Genomic DNA, 15,757 nt, shown 5'->3' on the forward strand with positions numbered 1-15,757 from the left:
GCCGGCCCATGCGTGGACCCTGAGCTAGGGATCCCCTCATGGACTTCATAAATAACACCCTCGCCGTATTCCCGGCATTACTTGTCGCTGTACCCGTTGTTGTGCAATTGGCGCTTGGAGCCATGGTGCTCGCCCTTGTTTTGGGCCTGCTGATCGCGCTGGCGCGAATCTCCAGCATCAAGATCCTTCGCGGCATCGCCACCTTCTACCTCGAGGTCATCCGGGGAACCCCGCTGCTGGTGCAGTTGGTTTACATCTTCTTCGTGCTCCCGAGCATCGGAGTCGAGATCGAGCCGGTTCCGGCCGGCATCCTGGGCCTGGGGCTGAACTATGCGGCCTATCTGTCCGAGGTGTTCCGGTCTGCCATCCTGTCGGTGGAGCACGGCCAGACCGAGGCTGCGCTATCCCTCGGATACACTCCGACCAAGACACTGTGGAAGGTCGTGATTCCCCAGTCGTTCGTTGTCTCCATGGGACCGATTGGAAACTACTTCATCGCCATGATCAAGGACACCGCCCTCACCTCGGTAATCGCAGTTACGGAAATTCTGAAGACGGCCAACATCCTCAACAGCCAGACGTTTCAAACCACGGCCATTTACACCGCCGCGGCCATCCTGTATCTCATCATCAGCCTCCCACTCTCGCGGGTCGTGGTAGTGCTTGAACGAAAGGCACGCTCCAGTGGCTGACGACACCATCATCAACGTTCGCGACGTCCACAAAACCTTCGTCTCCGAAACGAAGCGTCCGCTGTGGAGCCGACTTACCGGCCGGGCCCACGTGCAAAAACGAGTCGAAGTTCTCAAGGGGGTCGATCTAACGGTCCACCGGGGCGAAACCGTAGCCATTCTTGGCTCCAGCGGGTCGGGCAAAAGCACGCTATTACGCTGCATCAACAAACTTGAAACCATCGAGGCCGGGAGAATCTATGTCAACGGCCATCTCATCGGCTACGAGGAGAAGGACGGGGAACTGATCAGCGAAAAAGCCTCCATCACCGCGAAAAAGCGCACCGATATCGGAATGGTCTTCCAGCAGTTCAACCTGTTTCTGAACAAGACCGCGCTCGGCAACGTCATGGCGCCGCTCCGCGACGTCAAAAAAATGTCGGCCACGGCTGCCCGGGAAATCGCCATACCCACGTTGGAATTGGTGGGGCTTGGCGACAAGATGGAGAACTATCCGAGCAAACTCTCCGGCGGTCAAAAGCAACGTGTGGCCATTGCGCGGGCTCTGGCCATGGAACCCAGCGTCATGCTCTTCGACGAACCGACGTCCGCGCTGGACCCGGAGCTGGTGGGGGAGGTTCTTGCAGTGATCAAGAAAATCGCCCAGCAGGGGACAACCATGGTCATTGTCACCCATGAAATGCAGTTCGCCAGGGAAATTGCGGACCGTATCGTCGTTATGGATCAAGGTGTCATCGTCGAGCAGGGGCCGCCGGAAGCCATCTTCACCCGCCCCCAACATCCGAAGACCAAGGCTCTCCTCAGCCGGTCGGGAATGATTCCGCGGGAGTCTACCGACAGCTGACCCGAGCAGGCCGCAGTTGTCCTACAGGAACGCCTCGCGGCCCGTCCCCTCCCGCAGCAGGAGTTTGCCGTCTTCGATGGACACGAGGAGGCTCTTGGGCCGGCCGCTGAGTTTCACGCCACCGGACAGGCCCCGGCTGGTCACGTCGACGCCGATGGTGGCCCCGCGCGCCGGTAGCGGGATCGCGACCTCCTCGGCTATGCCAAGCAGCGGATTCGTGGAAAGTTCGGTATCGCGCCTCGCCTGCTTGCCGTTGACGAAAACCGTGACATTGTCCTCCTCAAAGCCGCCCTGAAGGATGATGAGCAACTCCTGCATCGTGGACCGCCTCCATAGATCGCATGGCTCCCCCAACTGCCACTACATCACTTCTTTTCCCCTGTGGATAGCCCCAGTTTTGACCGGTTCGGGGCCGGTACAGGGACGAAACAGCGGCACAGTGTCGGCCCGGTAAGGCAAAATGTTCTGGGTGAACCACATCCCGCAGCGCCCTTCCCCGTCCGCCACCAAAACCGCTGACTCCACTGCCGACCACATCGCGGCCCAGATAGCCGGCGAACTCGGCGTCAAGGCGTGGCAGGTGAAGGCCGCAGTGGAACTGCTCGACGGCGGCTCGACGGTGCCTTTCATCGCCCGGTACCGCAAGGAAGCCACCGGGACGCTGGACGACACCCAGCTCCGCGAGCTCGAGGAGCGGCTCCGGTACCTGCGCGAACTGGAGGACCGCCGTCGGACGGTCCTTGAAGCGATTGCCGCGCAAGGCAAGCTGACGCCGGAACTGCAGGCCGCCGTCGTGGGCGCCGACACGAAATCCCGGCTGGAAGACATTTACCTTCCTTTCAAGACCAAACGGCGGACCAAGGCCCAGATAGCGCGTGAAGCGGGGCTCGAGCCGCTCGCCGACGCCCTGCTCAAGCGCCCGGAACTGGACCCGGAGCGCGAGGCCGCCAAATACCTGAACGCTGAACATTCCATCGACGACGCCGCGGCAGCGCTGGCGGGCGCCCGGTCCATCCTGGTGGAGCGCGTGGCGCAGGACCCGGACCTCGCCGCGACGCTGCGCGAACGGCTCTGGACGCAGGGCCGCATGGTGTCCCGCGTGAAGAAGGGCCAGGAGGCCGAGGGCCAGAAGTTCAAGGACTACTTCGAGTTTTCGCAGGCGCCCTCCGGGATGCCGTCGCACCGCGTCCTGGCGCTGCTCCGCGGGGAAAAGGACGGGGTGCTGGAGCTGGACCTCGCCGAAGCGGAGCCGTCCGACGACGACGCCCTGGCCGCCGCCCGCGGCCGGTATGAATCCGCTGTGGCCAGGTTCCTCGGGGTTGCGGACCGCGGCCGGCCCGCCGACCAGTGGTTGCTGGAGACAGCGCGCGTGGCGTGGCGCTCGCGCGTGCTGGCCCGGCTCACGGCCGACCTGCGGGGACGGATGTTCGCCGCGGCCGAGGACGAGGCGGTTCGGGTTTTCGCCGCTAACCTTCGCGACGTCCTGCTGGCGGCGCCGGCGGGCAACCGGGCAACGCTGGGACTCGACCCGGGACTGCGCACCGGTGTGAAGGTGGCGGTGGTGGACGGGACTGGCAAGGTGGTGGCCACGGACACTGTGTACCCGCACGCCCCGGCGCGGAAGTGGGACGAGGCACTGGCCACGCTGGTGCGGTTGGCGCGCCAGCACGCCGTCGAACTGGTGGCGATCGGCAACGGGACCGCGTCCCGCGAGACCGACAAGCTGGCCCTCGAACTGATCAAGAAGCTGTCCGCGGAATCAGCGGGGCAGGCCGGCGCCGGAACCCTGGCGCCGGAAAAGCTGGTGGTATCCGAAGCCGGCGCCTCGGTGTACTCGGCGTCGGCGCTGGCTGCAGCCGAGCTGCCCGGCATGGATGTTTCCCTGCGCGGGGCGGTGTCCATCGCCCGGCGCCTCCAGGATCCGCTGGCTGAGCTGGTGAAGATCGAGCCGAAATCGATCGGCGTGGGGCAGTACCAGCACGATGTCACGGCCGCCAAGCTGGACCGCAGCCTGGACGCCGTGGTGGAGGACTGCGTGAACGCCGTGGGCGTGGACGTCAACACGGCGTCGCCGGCGCTGCTGAGCCGGGTGGCTGGCGTCGGACCGCTGCTGAGTGAAAACATCGTGGCGTACCGGAACGAGCACGGGCCGTTCGCCAAGCGCAGTGAGCTGAAAAAGGTGCCGCGGCTGGGTGCCAAAGCCTTCGAACAGTGCGCGGGGTTCCTGCGGATCACGGGCGGCGCGGAGCCGCTGGATGCATCCAGTGTGCACCCGGAGGCCTACCCGGTGGCGCGGAAGATTCTCGCCGCCGCGGGCGCCAAGTCCACTGCCGGGAGCTTCGCCTCGCTAAACCCGCAGGACTTCGTGGATGGCGCCTTCGGACTGCCCACGGTGCAGGACATCATTTCCGAACTGGAAAAGCCCGGCCGGGACCCGCGGCCGCAATTCGCGGCCGCCAAGTTCTCGGAAGGCATCGAGAAGATCTCCGACCTCCGGCCCGGCATGATCCTGGAAGGGACCGTCACCAACGTGGCCGCGTTCGGGGCGTTCGTGGACGTCGGGGTGCACCAGGACGGGCTGGTGCACGTTTCCGCGCTGGCCAACCGTTTTGTGTCCGATCCGCGCGAAGTGGTGAAGTCCGGACAGGTGGTGCGGGTTAAGGTCCTCGAAGCCGATCCGGAACGGAAGCGCATCTCCCTCACGCTGAGGCTCGACGACGAGCCGGCATCTTCCGGCGGCCGGCCGTCGGCTGCCGGTGCCCGGTCCGCTACTTCCGGGCGGCAGGGAAACGGCGCGCCACGGCAGGGATCCGGCGCACCCCGGCAGGGGAGTGACGGCGGCCAGGGCCGGACTAACGGCAATCAACCGCGGAACGACCGCGCCGATGCCAAGCGCACGCCGCCGCCAAAGCCCGCGCCGGTCAACACCGCCATGGCCGAGGCACTTCGGAAGGCCGGCCTGGGCAAGTAACCGCCAATCCGGCCCGCCGGAATCCGTCCTACCGCTGCCGGCTGTGGTTACAGTGGTCCCCATGACTTTCACCCGGCCCGATCCCTTCACCACGCGCCCCACCCTGCGGGGAACCTTCGGGATGAGCGCCTCGACGCACTGGCTCGCCACCGCGGCTGCCCAGGCGGTGCTGGAACGTGGCGGGAACGCGTTCGACGCCGCCACCGCCGGGGCGTTTGTGCTCCACGTCGTCGAGCCGCACCTGAACGGGCCGGGCGGGGACATGACCGGGGTGTTCGTCACTGCCGGGGAACCAGGCAAACCGGTGGTCCTGATGGGGCAGGGGCCGGCCCCCGCCGGCGCGACGCCCGGGCACTATCGCTCGGAGGGCCTGGAACTGGTGCCTGGTTCAGGCGCCCTGGCGGCGGCGGTGCCTGCCGCCGTCGACGCCTGGCTCCTGCTGCTGCGCGACCACGGGACCTGGGAGTTGGAGGCCGTGCTCGAGTTCGCGATCTGGTACGCCCGCGACGGCCATCCGGTACTGGGAAGGGTTGGCGCAACCATCGCGGCTGTTTCCGAACTGTTCACTGAGCACTGGCCCACTTCGGCCGAGCTGTGGATGCCCGGGGGCAGAATCCCCGCTGAGGGGGAACTGGTCCGGAATCCGGCCTACGCTCGGACCCTTGAACGGCTGGTGGAGGCGGGAACCGCGGAGCCCACGCGGGAAGCGCGCGTCGACGCTGCACGCCGGGAATGGCGTGAAGGTTTTGTGGCAAAGGCCATGGTGCAGTCCGTGCAGACGCCGCACCGGCATTCGTCCGGGACTGACCACCGCGGCGTGCTGGCGATGGGTGACCTCGAGGGATTCGAGGCCAGCTACGAAGCCGCGGCCACTCTGGAGTTCAGGGGACACACCATCGCGAAGACGGGTCCGTGGGGCCAGGGGCCGGCCTTGCTGCAGACCCTTGCGATCCTGGACGGCTTTGCGGACGAGTACCTTGACCCGTCTACGGAACTGGGTGCGCACACCATCCTGGAGGCGCAGAAACTGGCGCTCGCCGACCGGGAGGCCTACTACGGCGACACGGACGTTCCGCTCGGCTACCTGCTGTCCGCCGGGTACGCCGCGGAGCGCCGGGAGCTGATCACGGAGCGGGCATCGCATGAGTTCCGGCCCGGCCGGGTTCCTGGACGTGAACCGTTTGTCCCGCCGCTGCGGACGGAGTACGTGCCGCCGGCGGTCGCGAACGACGACGACGGGCAGGGTCTTCGCGGGGGCGGCACCAGCGCCGGCGTGGGTGAGCCGACGGTGCTGGCGACCGGCGAGACGCGCGGCGACACATGCCACATCGATGTGGTGGACCACTGGGGCAACATGATCTCCGCGACTCCGTCAGGCGGGTGGCTGCAGTCCTCCCCGGCGATTCCCGAGCTGGGTTTCTGCCTAGGAACCCGGCTGCAGATGACCTGGCTCGAACCCGGAACACCGTCCACGCTCACCCCCGGGAAGCGTCCCCGCACCACCCTGACGCCCACCCTCGTGCTGCGCAACGGCACGGCTGTTACGGCGCTGGGCTCGCCCGGCGGCGACCAGCAGGACCAATGGCAACTCCCGTACCTGCTGCGGACCATCGTGGGCGGTTACTCTCCGCAACAGGCCATCGATGCGCCGACGTTCCATACGACGTCGATGCCGGGGTCGTTCTGGCCCCGCACCTGGGAGCCCGGCGGCGCAGTGGTGGAGGGCAGACTGGGTGAGGACGTCATTGCCGGCCTGGAACGCCGTGGCCACCGGATCACGTGGGCCGGCGACTGGACGCTGGGACGGTTGTCCGCCGTCGTCCGTGATCCCCGGACGGGCGTCCTGCAGGGCGCAGCGAACCCGCGCGGTGCGCAGGGCTACGCGGCGGGACGGTAGGGGTTTACGCCCTCACGAAGTACGGCTCGAGGCCCTAATCAGCCCTGCCTGACGATGTCGACCGAGATCTCCACCGCCGGAACGGTTCCCCTGTTCTCGAGCCAGTGGGTCGTGTTCCGGTCCTCGGGCCATCCCACTCCGGGCCCGTAGTCCGTGGCGACTCCGTTTCGATGGTCAGTGATCGTTCCCTGCAGGATGTAGACGGTGCCAGGCCGGCCCACGTGGTGGTGAACCGGGCCGAAGACGCCGCCGGGCTCGATGGTCACCATTCGCGTTCGAAGTTGGAGCCCTTCCATGCCCTCGATCTCGGGGCCAAGGGCAACCGTTGAAAGTAACTCCACCGTGACGCCTTTCGTCCCAGGTGCCGACTGTTCGTTGCCCATGGTGCTCTCCTTTCTCTACGTCCCTGCGCGTCCGGGCCTCTTGCTGGTGGTCCACGCCGGACCGTCATCGGCCGCACCGGCTTGCGCCGCCACTGGAGCCCCGTCCCGTTCTTTCCCACAATAGTTGCCTTCGCGTCCGTTGGGCTGCCCGCGATCATTCGGTGTCCCGGAGCATGCTGAACCGCGAAACCAGGGGGTTAGACTCAGGACGACGTCAGCTCAGGGGGGAACAGATGCGTTTAGCAAGATATTGGTTAGTTGCAGCAGCCCTCATCATTCCGCTGGCAGGATGTGAGTACAGCGGGCCGGGGGACAAGGCCGCCGTCTCGCCGACTCAGGGCGGTAGCGAGCAGAAGCCATCTTTTGAGGACAATGTCGACGAGGTGGCACGGTTGCTCGAGATATCTGCGGATGATCCTGGAATGCCGTCGGAAACGGAGCCGGCCGGGGAACTGTCGGTTGATCTCGCTCCCGGTGACTACATGGTCAAGAGCGCATGCGCTGGTGTTCACGGAGTTAAGGTCGCCATTGTTGAAGGCGAAAAGGCACCACTAACGGTGCCCTACACGTGTGACTCCGTCATGGAGCGCTTCATCCGGCACACCGGCGGGCCCATCACCATCAGCGCCACCCCGCCCATGGACAAGCCCGCCGCGGCTGGCGTCACCATCCGGCCCAATACTGATCCGCGCGCCGCAGCGCTGAAAGACATGGCGGAGTGGTCAGCGCAGCAGCTACAACCCGAAATAGCTGGACAGCACGCAGGTTCCGCAAGCTCGAACTCCCCCACCAGCATGGGTATGCCAGCAGAACCGGGCAGCTACGTAGTGCACTTCATCTGCGAAGGACCGCCCGAAGCTCAATTTTCGGTGTCCAGTTGGGCAGGGGCCGAAGTTCTGGCCCCGGTGCGCGTCCCTTGCAACGGTGACGTCTTTGAAGCGTCGGTGGAGTTGCCGACAAAGGGGGCGGACTTCAACATGGCCCCAAGTAACGGGGCCGAGAGCCGCTACGCCTTCCGGCTAGTTTCGTCCGCGTAGTTTGGCGTAGCCCGGAAGTCCGGTGCCGTGCCGGACGTAGGGGAGGCGCACCGGGCGGCCGATAGTGCGGTCAGGGGTATCGCGTCTGGTGTGGTGGTGGTGCCGGTGATGTCATGAAACTTTCTGCATGGAAGAGCTGATGCTGTTCACGCGGTCTTCCGGGCCAGGAGCTCGGTGGAGAGGTCCCAAAGGCGCTCGGCATTGGCTGGATCGAGTGCGTAGGGCGCCACTCCGGTGTAGTCGGGGCCACGGTGATCCACGACGCGGGCCTCGTTGACGTCCTCGAAGTAGCGGCCGCCGATACCTTCGAGTTCCGGGGATGTCGCCACATAGAGGGTTGTCGCCGCACCTTGCTGTGGGGTCTTCTGACATTCGATGGGTGTGCGCAGCCCCCCGGTGTGGCGCTGGAGGTTGGTGGCGATGGCGCCGGGCATGACGGCGTTGGAGGTGATGCCATCCTGTCCCCAGCGGGCGGTCACACCGACGGCGAACAGCGTCGAGGCGGTCTTGGACTGCCCGTAGGCGACCAAGGCGTCGTAGGGGACGAAGTTGAAGTGCGGGTCATCGAACATGACCGGGGAGAACAGGTGCCCGCTGGAACTCAGGGACACGATGCGGGCGTTCCCGGCCTCGGCCAGGGCTCCGTGCAAGGCCTGCGCGAGGGCAAAGTGGCCCAGGTGGTTCGTAGCGAACTGCATCTCCCAGCCCTCCGGAGTCCGCTCGAGTTCGGGCAGGGCCATGATGCCGGCATTGTTGACCAGCACGTGCAGGGGGCCGGTCCAGCGGCCGGCGAATTCCGTGATCGACGCCAAGTCCGCGAGGTCGACCCGGCCCACGAAGATGTTCGGGTTGCCCGTCGACTCGCGAAGTTTCCCGGCCACCGGCGCCGCAGCCTCGACGTTGCGCACGGCTAGGGTGACCTCGGCGCCGATGGCGGCGAGGGCGCGGACCGTTTCGACTCCGATGCCCGAGGCGCCGCCCGTGACGACAACACGCTTCCCGGTGAAGTCGATGCCGTCGGTGACATCGGACGTGGTGGAGCTGAATCCGAAGGGGGTGGTTATTCTTGCCATGGGGACGGTCTTCTTTCGGCAGGTTTTAATGTCTTCCTAAGAACGGGCCGCCCTGTTCAAACGGAGCAGGATTACGGATCGCCCTAAAATCCAGTGTGCTCCGGCCGAAAAAGGGCAGCCAGAACCCCGTGATTCATATGAATGCGGGGGCTACCCTTGGCGTGATTCAGTGCCGCTGCTGATGGCGGATTCAGGTGCTGCCCGGGAGTGTCCGGGCAAGGCGCTCCAGCGCCTGTTCGGATGAGCTGCCGGGCTCGGCGTGATGAATGACCAGCAAATGACCGTCCGTTCCGGTTACGGCCAGTTTCTCGTGGAAGAGCTCGAGCTCGCCCACAACCGGGTGGTGCAGCGTCCGTTTGCCTGCCACCTTTGGGCGTACATCGTGCCGCCCCCAGAGCTCGAGGAAGTAGGCGCTGCGCTCTGACAGCTCGATGACCAGCTCCTCAAGCTGCGGGTCGTTGACGCGTTCCCCCACCGAGGCGCGAAGCCCCGCGGTCGCTTCCTCCATGACGCGTTCCCAGTCCTCATACAACTCCCGCTCGGCGGGATCCAAAAAAGCTGCTCGCAGCACGTTCGTGCCCGGCTCGTTCCTGGGGGACAACGCAACAGCCATCGGATTGGCAGCGAGGACGTTCATGAACCGGTCCTGAACAAAGGCGGGAACGTGGGCCAACGTGACCAGCAAATGCGACAGACCCTCCGCCACCCCGGCCGGACGTGGACTGGCCAGGGGGCGGAGTGCCGGCTGCGCGAGGCGGTGCAGATGGACGGTTGAGGGCGGGTCCAGGCGCAGCGCGCGAGCAAGGGCGTCCAATATTTGAGGTGAAGGATGGTGGTCTTTCCCCTGCTCCAGGCGCACGTAGTAATCCACGCTGATGCCTGCCAGGCCAGCAACCTCTTCACGCCGAAGGCCCGAAACCCGGCGGCGTCCATAGCTTCGCAGATCAACGTCCTCCGGCCGGACAAGCTTTCGGCGGGCCTGTAGGTACTGTCCGAAGGCGATGTTCTTTGCCACGGACCTAATCTACGCCCGGGGGCCTGCCAGAGGACTACGTCCCTCCGCCCGGCGGGCCAGCCCTGCCGATTGTGCGGTTACGCGCCAAGCACCCGCGGCCGGCCGAACTGGGTCCGGACGCCGGGGGAGAACAGCACGGACTCGGGCGGACCCGCCACATCGAGTCCGGCGGCGCCGATCAACCCGTCCTCAAGGATCGTCAGCTCAGCCCGGTAGAGCGGCCAGGGCGAATGGGTGTTCGGGATGTACAGCGTGCGGCCGCGGAAGCGGGAGTGCAGCCCGAACCTGGCCGTGAGGTGGATGGACAGCGGATCCGCGGCCGCGTCGTCGGGCGCCGGCACAACCGCGAAGTCGCTCGTTGCTCCGCGCCGGAACCGCCGCACCGAATAGCCGGTGGACGGGCTGCCGGGACGGGCCGGACGGAAGCGGGCGTGCGACCACACATACGGAATGCCAGCCGCGCGGGCGGCCAGCACCACGGCCAGCCGGTCCGCGTCGAGGCTCAGGAAGACCACGCCCCGTGTGCCGTCCGGTTCCCGCGAATACAGCCGGACGTTGATCTCGTTGAAATCCCCGAAGAACGGCACTGCGGGGCCACGGCCGATGCCCGCCTTCTGCATGCGGAAGCCGATCAGCCCCACCCACGCCGAGCCGTCGAAAACGTCCGGCACCACCCCGGCCCGCATGAACGCTGCCGCCGCCGCTTCGGGGATGCGCCAGTGCAGGAACACCGCGTCGGTCCACCGCTGGTCCATGATCACGGGGGAGGGCAACTCCGGCGGCTCCGGCCACGGGTCGGGCAATCCCAGGCCCTGCAGCTCCGGACCGACCACTAGTTGAGTGCCCGTGTTCCCTCGGGCAGCGCACCCCCGGCCAGGAGCCCGGCGGTGGCGTCGGCAAAGGCCGTCAGGGCCACCCGCTGGGTCCAAGGGCCATAGGAAATGCGGGCCACGCCCAGTTCCTGCAGCTTCGCCGGAGCAAGGGACCCCGGAACGTTGATGACGGACACCTTGTTCCAGCCGATGCCGTCAACCAGGGCGGCCACGGTGGGCTCGTCCAGCAGGCCGGGAACGAAAACGGTGGTTGCTCCCACGTCGAGGAACGCCCGGCCGCGTTCGATGGCGTCGGCCAGCACGTCAGCGGGGTCGCGGTCCTTGCCCTTGAGGAAAGCGTCGGTGCGTGCGTTGAGGACGAAATCGATGCCTTCGGCCTGGCCTGCCTGGGCGGCGGCATCCATTTGGGCGACGGCGTCGGCCAGCGGACGCATCTGGTCCTCGATGTTGGCGCCAACGATTCCCACGCCGGTCGCCTTCCGGATTGTCTCGCCCGGGTTGCCGTAACCGGATTCGAGGTCTGCGCTGACCGGAAGGGTGGTGGATGCTGCGATGCGTCCCACCGCTTCGATCATGAGGTCCAGGGGGATGTTCTCGCCGTCCTCGTAACCCAGCGAGGCCGCAATGGAGTGGCTGGCCGTGGCCAGGGCGGCGGTACCCGGGACATCGGCGGCAACCTTTGCGGTGATGGCGTCCCAGACGTTGATGACCTGCAGGATTTCCGGTGCCTGGTGGAGGCGGAGCAGTTCGGCGGCTTTAGCGGCGTTGGTTTCAGTCATGCTGCGAGCCTAACCGAGGGGGCTGACACGGGTGAAGGCTTTCAGCCCTCCGATGATGAGCTCGACGCGCCGGCAGAGGCTGTCGCGCCGGCGGGCTGTTTCTGCCAGGGCCAGCGGCCGGTGATTTCCAGTTCCAGCGAAAAGCTCAGGAAGGTCCGGATGAGCACGATGATCGCCAGCACGCCCACGCTCTCGAAGGTCGGCGTCACGGCGACCGTCCGGATGATGTCCGCTGCCACCAGGAGTTCAAGGCCCAGCAGGATGGAACGGCCCAACAGTTGCCGGTAGGAGCGGTAGACGGAAAGCGGCTCGGAGCCCGGCGGCAGGCGTTTCGGCTGGAATCCGCGCAGCGCCATGGGGATGGAAACGACGGCGCCGATCACCATGACGGCGACGCCGGCAAAGTCCATGAACCTGCCCACGGTCTCGATAATGTGCTGGAAATCCACTGTTCCCCTTACAAGGCTTCGGACAAAGAAAAGTGCAGCGGCATCACGGGTGGCGGACGCCTTCGCCCGCGAGGATCGCGCGGTACCCCTCACGGAAGGTGGGGTAGGCAAACTCGAACCCGGTGCTCCTGAGGAGGGCATTGCTGCACCGTTTGTTGCCGCCCCGGGACGGCTCGCCGCCCGCTCCGCCGCTGCTGGCACCACCCGGAACGTCCGACGACGGCCGCGGGAGTCCCAGCTCGTCGGCCAGGAAACGCTGGACCTCGCCGAGCTCCGCGGGATCGTTGTCCACGCCGAGGTACACGGGGCCGGGGTCGGCGGCCACGGTGCAGAGGTGCACGATCGCCGCCGCGGCGTCGTCCCGGTGGATGCGGTTGGTGTAGCGCGGCTCCGCCGGGGCCACCGCCGCCCCTGAGCGGACCTGGTCGATCAGCCTGGTCCTCCCCGGACCGTAAATGCCGCCCAAGCGGAGCACCACTGGGCTGATCCCGGTGCCGTCCAGGCGCTGGTGCAGCAGATCCTCCGCCTCGCGGATGATGCGGCCGGAGAATCCGCCGGGTGCCGGCGTCGTGCTTTCATCCACCCAGCCGCCTTCCGCGTCGCCGTACACGGCAGTGGAGGAGACGAACAACACACGCCGAAGCGGCGACGGCAGCGCCGCGCCACCGTGCTCCCTTACCGGCACAAGTTTCGCGTCGCGCTCCAGCGCATCCAGGACGTTCGAGAGTCCGTCCACGTAGGCGGCCCGGTAGGCCTCTTCGGTGGGGGAGTCGGCCGCTACCGCGATGACGACGGCGGTGGTGTCCGCCGGGACCGGCGGCAGCGGCGGCCGGGCCAGGTCAGCCGCAACACCCTCGATGGCGGCCGGAAGCTTGCCCGGCGACCGCCGCCACCCCACCACGCGGTGGCCGGCTGCCGCGAAACGCAGCCCGGCCTCGGTACCCAGATCGCCGCAGCCGGCCATAAGAACAGTCATACGGGCCAGTCTGCCAGAGCGGCGGCGAAGCCTTGGCCAAGCCCGCGATTAACGGTTAGGGCGCCGGAACCGGGAAGAACAGCCGCGGGTCCTGCAACAGGGCGGGGTAGTCGAACGAGGAGCGTTCCACGACGTCCGTGACCTGGAAGTTCCGGGCGAAACGGCCGTCCACCGTGATGGGGCGCCCCTGGACCTTGCCGATCGCGAACGTGGCGCCGCCGTCGAACGGCACGGCGATTGCCGAGTTGCCGGGCAGGGTGCGGAAGGCCTCCTCCTGCTGCTGGCGCTTCCGGGTGGGCTTTTTCACGAGCTGCTTGGGCGGTCGCTTCTTGGGGTTCTTGGCCGGGCGCCGCGAGTCAGTGTCGGCGTACACGAACTCGTACTCGTCGGACTGGGCGGCGGCCTTCGCGGCGCGGCCAACCTCCGGCAGGCTGATGGTGTCGAGCTTGTCCGGGGCGGTGTCTCCCACCTGGGCACGCAGGATCCAGAGGCGGTCGCCCACCGGATCCTCGGGGAGGAACTCATGCCGGGGTTCAGGCCAGACGTACTCCAGGTCCGCCGGCGTTCCGGGGAACAGTTCGCTGTAAAAGCGCGGTTCCTTCTGCAGCAGCCGGGAGCGGTGGCTGAGGTGCAGGTCGGGCTCGCCGAGCCACGGCGGCATAGGGATCTTGGCGGCGTAGGCTGCGTGGTCTGCCTGCGGTGCGAATTCGAGGATCTTGGCGCGGGTGGTGTCCTCGCCGCCGCGTGCGATCCATTCATCAACCATGGCCAGGCCGTACATGGTCAGTGCGGGGACGTAGCCCATCCACATGCGGATGGCCGGGTGCGACTGCCAGCCGTACTCCGGGATCACCAGCGCACGCAGTGTCTGCAGCGCCTCGACACGCTGCTTGCCGAGCCGGACGCGGTCGAGGACCGCGGCGCTCTGCTGGAAATCTGGGTAGGGAAGGAAAGTCTGCATCCTTCAAGTGTGGAGGTGCCGCGGTCCCAGACCAAATGCCGGCGGCGGCGGCACAGCGCTGAGCTGGCGCCGGCGCAGCGGCAAACGCTGTTACGATGTGAGCGGCCTGAGAGCAGCGCGGCGTAGTCTACTGGACCGTATGCTGAGACGGGGGAGACAACACGGTCACAATTTCACTAAGATGACCCCAACCAAATCCCGCCTCAGCCACCCTCCGGAAGACACGAAATGACACTTACCCAAGCAGTTCCGTTCACGCCGAAGTTCGGACAAATGCTGAGCCCGGAAGCCAAGGGCATCCTGGTGCTTGATGAATTCACCATCGACCCGGAAGCGGCCCGCAAGGAGCAGCACGGCTTCCGCGCCGCCCTCGGCTCAGTTGCCCTCACACTCCGGCGCATCGTCGCCCTCCGCCTGTTCATCGCGGTGGTGGCCATCGCCAACCTTCCCCTGTTCCTGCTGTCCACCGGATGGTGGATCTACGCCGTGTCCCTCGCCGTTGTCGTCGGAGTGCACGCAGCAGTTTCGTGGCTCAACTCGCATGAGCCGAAGGTGCGCCAGCGCCACTCGCTGGAGTTGCACTTGCACCGCGAACGCAGCGACAACTACCGCAAGGTGCGTGACGCGGTGAAGTTCGTGATCGATTCGCCGGCCCGCATGAACGAGCACCTCTACTTGGAGCTCCTGGCCGCAAAGCGGGTGGCCCTGCACCTGCACATCGGCACCGTGGCCCTTCTGGACACCAGCGACGACTCCGCCTGGAAAGTCCGGATCGTCCGCGAACTGCCGCAGGCGGCCTTCACGCAGGCGGCCTAAAACAACTGACTTAAGAAACAACGACGCCGGAGCTCCCCGCCAAGGGAACGCTCCGGCGTCGTTGTTTAACGCTTTGCAGCCTAAACCCTAGGCGGGCAGCTGAAGCACCTGTCCTTCAAACACCAGGTCGGGGTCCACGATGGTGTCCGTGTTGGCGTCGGCAAGGGTCTGCCAGCCGCCGGTGATGTCCAGCTTTTCGGCGATGGTGCTCAGGGTGTCGCCGGCCGCAACCGTGTAGGTTTCGCCGCTCAACGGAACCTGTGCGGCGTGGCGGGGTTCGGCCTGCACCGGAGCCACTGCAGCCGAGGCGGCCTGCACGGGTGCCTGCGCGGCCTGCACCGGTACCTCGGCGGGGGCAGGGGTGACCGGAACGCTGGGTGCGGGTGCTCCGCCGCCGCCGCTCAGGCCCAGCTGGGCAGCGCAGGCGGGCCAGGCGCCCCAGCCCTGGCTGGCCTGGACGTTCTCGGCCACGGCGATCTGTTGCTCGCGGGTGGCGTTGGCCGCCGATCCGGTGCCGCCGTACGCCGCCCAGGTGCTGTCCGTGAACTGCAGCCCGCCACTGAACCCGTTGCCGGTGTTGGTGCTCCAGTTGCCGCCGCTCTCACACTGGGCGAGTGCGTCCCAGGTGCTGGTGCTGGTTGCCGTGGGCACGGCCGCGTTTGCGGCTGTGGCGGACAGCGCGAGACCTGCCGCGGAAACGGCGGCCAGCGTCACTCCGCGGCGCGCCGCGGTGCCCAGCTTGGGCTTGGTCATGCGTGTGTTCATACGAGTGGAGGTGTTCATGAAAGTGGATGCTCCTGAGGGCCACCTGCGCTCGGTCCGTCCCCGGACGTTGTCGCGCCACTGCCCGCCCCTGACGAACTAGAGGTCATGTACGGTGTCTGCCGGCCGGGCAGTAACTGGTGGTGGCAGCACCGGGCATTCGTTGTCCCGCTTGGCGGGATTACGTTCTACGCTAAGACAGTGCCGCCCCGTTATCAAATCGAAATACATACCCGGCATAACCGGCGTCCCCTCGGGGGCGCGTGATG

Annotated in this window: 16 protein-coding genes; 6 read left to right on the forward strand and 10 right to left on the reverse strand. The window is 66.7% G+C overall.

Translation table 11 applies throughout. The annotated features are described in order from the left end of the window. Window positions 1–38: 38 nt before the first annotated feature. Together AC1MDG_RS04605 and AC1MDG_RS04610 are read left to right on the forward strand one after the other, a co-directional pair. On the forward strand, window positions 39–692 hold the full coding sequence (locus tag AC1MDG_RS04605; RefSeq protein ID WP_043478732.1) for an amino acid ABC transporter permease: 654 nt from the start codon (window positions 39–41) through the stop codon (window positions 690–692). Then, window positions 685–1,536: an amino acid ABC transporter ATP-binding protein gene (locus tag AC1MDG_RS04610; protein WP_144406305.1), complete on the forward strand. Its 852-nt coding sequence runs from the start codon at window positions 685–687 to the stop codon at window positions 1,534–1,536. The genes AC1MDG_RS04605 and AC1MDG_RS04610 overlap by 8 nt, the downstream gene beginning before the upstream one ends. Window positions 1,537–1,557: 21 nt before the next feature. Here AC1MDG_RS04610 and AC1MDG_RS04615 read toward each other — a convergent pair whose 3' ends face one another. Continuing rightward, window positions 1,558–1,854 carry a hypothetical protein gene (locus tag AC1MDG_RS04615; RefSeq protein ID WP_479807849.1) on the reverse strand — a complete coding sequence of 99 codons (297 nt, stop codon included), beginning with the start codon at window positions 1,852–1,854 and terminating at the stop codon, window positions 1,558–1,560. A gap of 142 nt (window positions 1,855–1,996) precedes the next feature. Here AC1MDG_RS04615 and AC1MDG_RS04620 point away from each other — a divergent pair, with 142 nt between their 5' ends. Together AC1MDG_RS04620 and AC1MDG_RS04625 are read left to right on the forward strand one after the other, a co-directional pair. Then, complete coding sequence (locus AC1MDG_RS04620) at window positions 1,997–4,507, forward strand: Tex-like N-terminal domain-containing protein (protein WP_479807850.1); 2,511 nt, start codon at window positions 1,997–1,999, stop codon at window positions 4,505–4,507. 61 nt (window positions 4,508–4,568) lie between these two features. Continuing rightward, window positions 4,569–6,404 carry a gamma-glutamyltransferase family protein gene (locus tag AC1MDG_RS04625; RefSeq protein ID WP_479807851.1) on the forward strand — a complete coding sequence of 612 codons (1,836 nt, stop codon included), beginning with the start codon at window positions 4,569–4,571 and terminating at the stop codon, window positions 6,402–6,404. A gap of 38 nt (window positions 6,405–6,442) precedes the next feature. Here the strand turns inward: AC1MDG_RS04625 and AC1MDG_RS04630 are convergent, their stop codons facing one another. Further along, window positions 6,443–6,787 (reverse strand): cupin domain-containing protein, encoded by a 345-nt coding sequence (locus AC1MDG_RS04630; protein ID WP_479807852.1) that lies wholly within the window; start codon window positions 6,785–6,787, stop codon window positions 6,443–6,445. Between the two features lie 173 nt (window positions 6,788–6,960). Here AC1MDG_RS04630 and AC1MDG_RS04635 point away from each other — a divergent pair, with 173 nt between their 5' ends. Then, window positions 6,961–7,824: a hypothetical protein gene (locus AC1MDG_RS04635; protein ID WP_479807853.1), complete on the forward strand. Its 864-nt coding sequence runs from the start codon at window positions 6,961–6,963 to the stop codon at window positions 7,822–7,824. A gap of 146 nt (window positions 7,825–7,970) precedes the next feature. On the opposite strand, the gene AC1MDG_RS04640 is transcribed toward AC1MDG_RS04635, so the two are convergent. The 7 genes from AC1MDG_RS04640 to AC1MDG_RS04670 all read right to left on the reverse strand — a co-directional run bounded on the left by AC1MDG_RS04640 (window position 7,971) and on the right by AC1MDG_RS04670 (window position 13,910). Next, entirely contained in the window at window positions 7,971–8,897 is a 927-nt protein-coding gene (locus tag AC1MDG_RS04640; RefSeq protein WP_479807854.1) for an SDR family NAD(P)-dependent oxidoreductase, read from the reverse strand. Between the two features lie 190 nt (window positions 8,898–9,087). Further along, complete coding sequence (locus tag AC1MDG_RS04645; protein ID WP_479807855.1) at window positions 9,088–9,912, reverse strand: helix-turn-helix transcriptional regulator; 825 nt, start codon at window positions 9,910–9,912, stop codon at window positions 9,088–9,090. Window positions 9,913–9,989: 77 nt separating this feature from the next. Next, complete coding sequence (locus AC1MDG_RS04650) at window positions 9,990–10,667, reverse strand: YqjF family protein (protein WP_479809021.1); 678 nt, start codon at window positions 10,665–10,667, stop codon at window positions 9,990–9,992. Window positions 10,668–10,744: 77 nt separating this feature from the next. Next, the gene (locus AC1MDG_RS04655; protein WP_479807856.1) at window positions 10,745–11,524 is read right to left on the reverse strand and encodes an isocitrate lyase/PEP mutase family protein; all 780 of its coding nucleotides are present in this window, start codon (window positions 11,522–11,524) and stop codon (window positions 10,745–10,747) included. 41 nt (window positions 11,525–11,565) lie between these two features. Continuing rightward, a complete protein-coding gene (locus AC1MDG_RS04660) occupies window positions 11,566–11,973 on the reverse strand; it encodes a DUF1622 domain-containing protein (RefSeq protein ID WP_479807857.1) in 408 nt (135 codons plus the stop codon). Between the two features lie 43 nt (window positions 11,974–12,016). Beyond that, window positions 12,017–12,949 (reverse strand): SDR family oxidoreductase, encoded by a 933-nt coding sequence (locus tag AC1MDG_RS04665; protein ID WP_479807858.1) that lies wholly within the window; start codon window positions 12,947–12,949, stop codon window positions 12,017–12,019. Between the two features lie 55 nt (window positions 12,950–13,004). Then, entirely contained in the window at window positions 13,005–13,910 is a 906-nt protein-coding gene (locus AC1MDG_RS04670; protein WP_479807859.1) for an MSMEG_6728 family protein, read from the reverse strand. 228 nt (window positions 13,911–14,138) lie between these two features. Between AC1MDG_RS04670 and AC1MDG_RS04675 the strand changes: the two genes are divergently transcribed. After that, the gene (locus AC1MDG_RS04675; RefSeq protein WP_479807860.1) at window positions 14,139–14,726 is read left to right on the forward strand and encodes a hypothetical protein; all 588 of its coding nucleotides are present in this window, start codon (window positions 14,139–14,141) and stop codon (window positions 14,724–14,726) included. An 87-nt stretch (window positions 14,727–14,813) separates the two neighbouring features. On the opposite strand, the gene AC1MDG_RS04680 is transcribed toward AC1MDG_RS04675, so the two are convergent. After that, window positions 14,814–15,479, reverse strand: coding sequence for a transglycosylase family protein (locus AC1MDG_RS04680; RefSeq protein WP_479807861.1), 666 nt, complete (start codon window positions 15,477–15,479; stop codon window positions 14,814–14,816). Window positions 15,480–15,757 lie beyond the last annotated feature (278 nt).

It is taken from the genome of Arthrobacter sp. AIWTK1 (assembly GCF_056680535.1).